The sequence below is a fragment of the Streptomyces pilosus genome (genome assembly GCF_014649835.1).
Classification (GTDB): domain Bacteria; phylum Actinomycetota; class Actinomycetes; order Streptomycetales; family Streptomycetaceae; genus Streptomyces; species Streptomyces pilosus.
On record NZ_BMTU01000029.1, the window covers coordinates 1 to 5,622 of the forward strand.

The 5,622-nt window shown below is 71.1% G+C and carries 3 protein-coding genes and 1 tRNA gene; 1 reads left to right on the forward strand and 3 read right to left on the reverse strand.

The genetic code is table 11. From position 1 onward, the window contains the following. Nucleotides 1-1,397, reverse strand: a 1,397-nt coding sequence (locus IE118_RS33700) for a HAMP domain-containing protein (RefSeq protein ID WP_189561911.1), incomplete at its 3' end; no start/stop codon positions are given. Between the two features lie 414 nt (nucleotides 1,398-1,811). On the opposite strand from IE118_RS33700, the gene IE118_RS33705 reads away from it, so the two are divergent. Beyond that, entirely contained in the window at nucleotides 1,812-4,565 is a 2,754-nt protein-coding gene (locus IE118_RS33705; protein ID WP_189561912.1) for a SpoIIE family protein phosphatase, read from the forward strand. A 73-nt stretch (nucleotides 4,566-4,638) separates the two neighbouring features. On the opposite strand, the gene IE118_RS33710 is transcribed toward IE118_RS33705, so the two are convergent. After that, nucleotides 4,639-4,711, reverse strand: a tRNA-Thr gene (locus IE118_RS33710). A 75-nt stretch (nucleotides 4,712-4,786) separates the two neighbouring features. Further along, nucleotides 4,787-5,449, reverse strand: a complete 663-nt coding sequence (locus IE118_RS33715; protein WP_189561913.1) for a DegT/DnrJ/EryC1/StrS family aminotransferase — start codon at nucleotides 5,447-5,449, stop codon at nucleotides 4,787-4,789. Between the last annotated feature and the right edge of the window lie 173 nt (nucleotides 5,450-5,622).

Here is a 5,622-nt window from a genome sequence, read left to right on the forward strand (position 1 = left end):
GTGACCTCCGCGCCGAAGGACGACAGCTGGTCCACCATCGTGTTGACGGTGTTCTTCAGCTCCAGCATCTCGCCGGCCACGTCCACGGTGACCTTCTGCGACAGGTCACCGTTGGCGACCGCCGTCGTCACCGCCGCGATGTCCCGCACCTGGGTGGTCAGGTTCCGGAACACCGTGTTGACGGAGTCCGTCAGGTCCTTCCACGTCCCCGCCGCCCCCGGCACGTTCGCCTGGCCGCCCAGCCGGCCCTCGGCCCCGACCTCGTTGGCGACCCGCGTAACCTCGTCGGCGAAGATCCGCAGCGTCTCGGTCATCTGGTTGATCGTCTCGGCGAGCTGCGCGACCTCGCCGCGGGCCGGCACCGTCACCTTCCGCGACAGGTCACCGTTGGCGACCGCGGTCGTCACCTCGGCGATCCCGCGGACCTGCGCCGTGAGATTGCCGGCCATCGTGTTGACGGAGTCGGTGAGCTCCTTCCACACCCCGTCCACCCCGGGCACCTGCGCCTGGCCGCCCAGGGCGCCCTCGGTGCCGACCTCGCGGGCGACACGGGTCACCTCGGAGGAGAACGCGGAGAGCTGGTCCACCATCGTGTTGACGGTGTTCTTCAGCTCGAGCATCTCGCCCTCGACGTGCACGGTGACCTTGCGCGACAGGTCACCGCGGGCGACGGCCGTCGTCACCAGGGCGATGTCGCGCACCTGGGCCGTGAGCCGCTCCGCCATCGTGTTGACGGAGTCCGTCAGGTCCTTCCACGAGCCGGACATCCCGCGCACCTGGGCCTGACCGCCCAGCTTGCCCTCGGTACCGACCTCGCTGGCCACGCGCGTGACCTCGTCGGTGAAGGTCGACAACTGGTCGACCAGGTTGTTGACGGTCCGCGCGACCTTCAGGAACTCGCCCCGCAGCGGATGCCCCGTCCCGTCCGGCGCCTGCGTCCGCAACTCCATGCGTGGCGACAGATCACCCTCGGCCACCGCCGACAGCACCCGGCTGACCTCGGAGACCGGCCGCACGAGGTCGTCCACCAGCGCGTTCGAGTGGTCGATCGCGGTCGCCCAGGACCCCTGGGAGGCGCCGGTCTCCAGCCGTTCCGTGAGCTTGCCCTCACGGCCCACCATGCGGCGCACCCGCGCCAGCTCACCGGTCAGGTGCAGATTGCGGTCGGCCACCTCGTTGAAGACCGCCGCGATCTCCGACATCACGCCGTCGCCGGACACCGTGAGCCGCTTGCGGAAGTTGCCGTCCCGCATCGCCACCAGGGCCGTCATCAGCCGGTTCAGGGACGCGGTGTCCACCGTCGTGGTCCCGCCCCGGGCCCTTCCCGGCTTGCTCAGGGACTGTCCGCCTTTCGCGCGCGTCGTCTTCGTGCCCCGCGTCGCTGCGCCAGACTCCACTGTGTCCCTCCCGCAGGGGTCGACCATTACCGCTGTGCCCGGGCACCGCCAGGGGTGTTCCCGTTACCACCGCGCTCTTCTCCGTACTGCCGCGATGTCCTGCCCGGCGTTCCGCGACGCCGCCAGAGGGCTGCTGCCCACCCGGTACGGAGCGCACACGGCCTGCCCGGACCTCCACCACAAGCCTGCCCAGTGTTTCACCCCCGCCGAACCAGGCCATAACAGTTCGGCAGCTTCGCACATCGTCCGCACACCCACCGGGCAGCGAACACCTCCGGACGGAAACACGGCGGACCGGCATCCGCTCGGACCGCGAAGGTAAGTAACCTTGCATCCGGCTGTCCAGCCACGCCGGTCCGCCCGGCACGGGCGGTGGCCAGTAGACGAGCGGGCATCGGAGGGGCGGCCGCACACATGACCACCGGACTGATCCCGGGGGAACAGCCCCCGGACCCGCGGCCGACCGACAGCCTGCCGCAGCCGCGGCGCGAGCCGGTCGGTCAGGGAGCCATGTCCGTCGAGAACCGGTCGAGGAGTTCTGTGATCACCGCGCGCGCGGCCGCCAGCTTCGAGCCCCTCGGGCGATCGGTCGCGAGCGCCCGTTCCTTCGTCCGCGACACCCTCCAGGGCTGGGGCTTCGGTGACATCGTCGACGACGCCGTGGTGCTCACCAGCGAACTGGTGACCAATGCCGTCGTGCACGCAGGAACGTCCGCCGACGTCCTCTGTCTGCGCAGCGAGGAGGGCGTGCGGATCGAGGTGGCCGACCGGTATCCGGAGCGGGAGATCCCGCTCCAGGGCTCACCCGTCGACATGGGCAGCCCCGACCGTGAGGGCGGCCGCGGACTCCAGCTCTGCGCCGCCCTGGCCGGTCACTGGGGTGTCGACTACACGCCCACGCACAAGACCGTCTGGTTCCAGCTGGACCTCCCCGCACGCGCGGTCGGCACCCGGTCGGCGGGGCCGGCCCTGCCGACCCCGCTGCTCCCGCTCGCCGACACCCGGGTCCGGGTCGCCGTCGTCCAGATCGACCGGGCGGGCTCCATCAGCGCCTGGAACGAGGACGCGGAGGAACTGTTCGGCTACTCGGCCGAGCAGGTCACCGGCAAGCCGCTCACCGACCTGGCGGCCTGGCCGCACACACCGGGCACCGGCACGGGCATCGCCGACGCGCTGCGCCTGTCCCGCTGGGAGGGAAGCTACGGCATCAGGGGCGCCCACGGCCGGGTCATCCCGGTGTACGCCTCCCACCTGCGGGTCCGCGACACCGAGGGTGAGCCGTCAACTGTCTGTCTCCTCGTGCGGGACCACGAACGGGCGGTTCTCCAGACCCCGTTGCGCGTTCCGGCCGACTCCTCGGGCGGCTCCGACGGCCAGAGCACCGACCCGTTCGAGGTGTTCATCGGCTCCCCCGCCCCGGACGACCTGGACGGTCTGCTGCAGCGCACGGTGGAGCGCGCCCGCGACATGCTCGACGGCGACTCGGCCTTCCTGCTGCTGGCCACCGACGACGAGACCGAGCTGGAGGTCCGTGCCTCGACCGGTCTCCCCTCGGCCCGCCAGCGCTTCGCCCGCGTCCCCGTCGAGGCCGGCCCCGGCCGTTACGGCTCGGCCCGCATGCCGGCCGTCCACGACGACCTCACCGCCGTCTCCGGCGCGGTCCCCCTGCTGAACGGCACCGGCATGCGCTCCGTGGTCACCGTCCCGCTGAAGGTCGAGGGCCGTCTCACCGGCTCGCTCGGCGTCGCCGCCGAGGCACCCGGCAGGTACTCCAACGAGGAGGCGCTGCGCCTGCAGTTCGCGGCGGACCGGATCGCCCTCGCGGTGGAGTCGGCCCGCCTGGGGGAGCTGGAGCGGCTGCGCCGCGGCTCGCTCAGTTTCCTCGTCGAGGCCTCCGACCTGCTGGCGGGCACCCTGGACCGGGACCAGACCCTGGCGCTGATGGCCCAGATGACGGTGCCGACCCTCGCCACCTGGTGTGCCGTCTACACGATCGCCGACCAGGCGTCCGAGCCGTACCTGTCCTATGTGCTGCACGAGGACGAGGAGCTGATCGACGGCATCAAGTCCCTGCTGTCGAAGATCGACCCGCCCGACCCGGTGCCCACGCCCGGGGCCCGCGTCTGGTCGGCGCCCGGGGAGGTCGCCCACCAGGCGGCCCTGCGCAGTTCGATGCGCAGTCTGGGCCTCAGCGGCGGTCCGACCCGCCAGGTGACGCCGGGGATCGGTCCGACGCTGGCCACGGCGTCCGCGGTGGGGGGCGAGACGGTGGTCCTGCCCCTGGTCGCCCGCAACCGCGTGATCGGCATGCTGACGCTCGGCAAGCCGACCGACGAGCACTTCCGTCAGGAGATCCTGGAGCTCGCCGAGGACCTGTCCCGGCGGGCCGCCCTGGCCCTGGACAACGCCCGCCTGTACTCGGAGCGCACGGCGATCAGCCAGTCCCTCCAGCGCAGTCTGCTGCCGCCGGAGCTGCCGTCGGTCGACGGTGTCGAGGTCGAGGTCATCTACCGCGCGGCCGGCGAGGGCAACGAGGTCGGCGGCGACTTCTACGACCTGTTCCCGATCAGCGACGGCGCCTACGGTTTCGCCATCGGCGACGTCTGCGGTACGGGTCCGAACGCGGCGGCGGTGACGGGGCTCGCCCGGCACGCGCTGCGTCTGCTGGCCCGCGAGGGTCTGAGCGGCCCGGCGGTCCTGGAGCGCCTGAACTCGGCGATCCTGGACGAGGGCGCCCGCAGTCGCTTCCTCACCCTCCTGTACGGCGAGATGCGCCCGCAGGAGGACGGCAGCGCGGAACTGAAGGTGGTCTGCGCGGGCCACCCCCTGCCGCTCCGTCTCCGTCAGGACGGCACGGTCGAACCGGCCGCCGAGCCCCAGCCGCTGCTGGGTGTGCTGGAGGACCTGGAGCTGTACGAGGAGACGGTCGTCCTGGATCCGGGTGACGTCCTTCTCTGTGTCACGGACGGTGTCACCGAGCGCCGTGAGGGTCCGCGGATGCTGGGTGACGACGGCCTCGCGGAGGTCCTGACGACGTGTACGGGGCTGACCGCCGGCGCGGTCGCGGCCCGCATCATGCGGGCGGTGGAGCGCTTCGCCTCCGATGCCCCGTCCGACGACATGGCCATCCTGGCCATGCGTGTCCCGGGTCTGCAGCAGGACGTGTGAAGACATCCCGACGAGGGTGGACACCGGCGGCATGAGAAAGGCCCCGCCCGAAGGGGCGGGGCCTTTCTGTCGGAGCCCCCAAACGGAATCGAACCGTTGACCTTCTCCTTACCATGGAGACGCTCTACCGACTGAGCTATAGGGGCCTGTTGTCCGCTTCGGTTTCCCTCGCGGCAACGGAATAGATCATACCCCGAACAGGCCCGTGCTCCCAACCGTGCTCACAGGGCCGGCGCCAGCAGTCCGCCGAGGGCGTTGCACGCGGAGACGATCCGCTGCATCTCCCTCTTGGTCAGGGACGCTTCCACCGGCAGTGCCAGCGTCTCGTCGGCGGCCCGCTCGGTCTCGGGCAGGGACACGCACCGCCGGAATCCGGGCAGCCGGTGCACGGGTGTCTTCACCGGCACCCCGCAGTCAACGCCTCGGGCGCGGAGGGCCCGTGCGAAGGCGTCCCGGTCGGGCCGCCCGTTCCCGGGCACGCGGACGACGTACTGCTGGTAGGTGTGTCCGACCCCGCCTTCCGGCGTGCGGACTCCTTTGAGTCTGGTGTCGAGGAACGCGGCCCGCTCGCGCCGCTGCGCCATCTCGTCGTACGGGGCGTCGGACTCCCCGTGTTCCAGCACCAGCAGTCCGTGCCGCCGGCCGAGAGTGTGCAACGGCCCGACGTCGGCGAGCCGGCCGAAGCGGTGGACGACAACGACCGCCGCGGTCCTCGGAGTTACGGCCCCTTCCACGGCGGCCGCCTCGAGACAGTACGTCGCCGGATCTATGTCGGCGAAGACCGGCAGTGCTCCTGCCGCGGCAACGGCCTCGGCAACTTCCACGTTGCCGAAGGCGGGGACGACGACCTCGTCACCGACGCCGACGCCGGCGGCCCTGAGCAGTGCAGCAGTACCCATGGCAGGGATGCTCGTTGCGCCACGTGAACGCCAAGTGACAGGAAACAAAAAAGGGTTGGGCCCCGAACCGAAGTTCGGGGCCCAACCCTTTTGAATAATTGTTCGGCGGCGTCCTACTCTCCCACAGGGTCCCCCCTGCAGTACCATCGGCGCTGTAA

Coding starts and splice junctions, on each gene's coding strand:
- IE118_RS33705 (WP_189561912.1), top strand. CDS start 1,812: ATGACCACCGGACTGATCCCGGGGGAACAGCCCCCGGACCCGCGGCCG.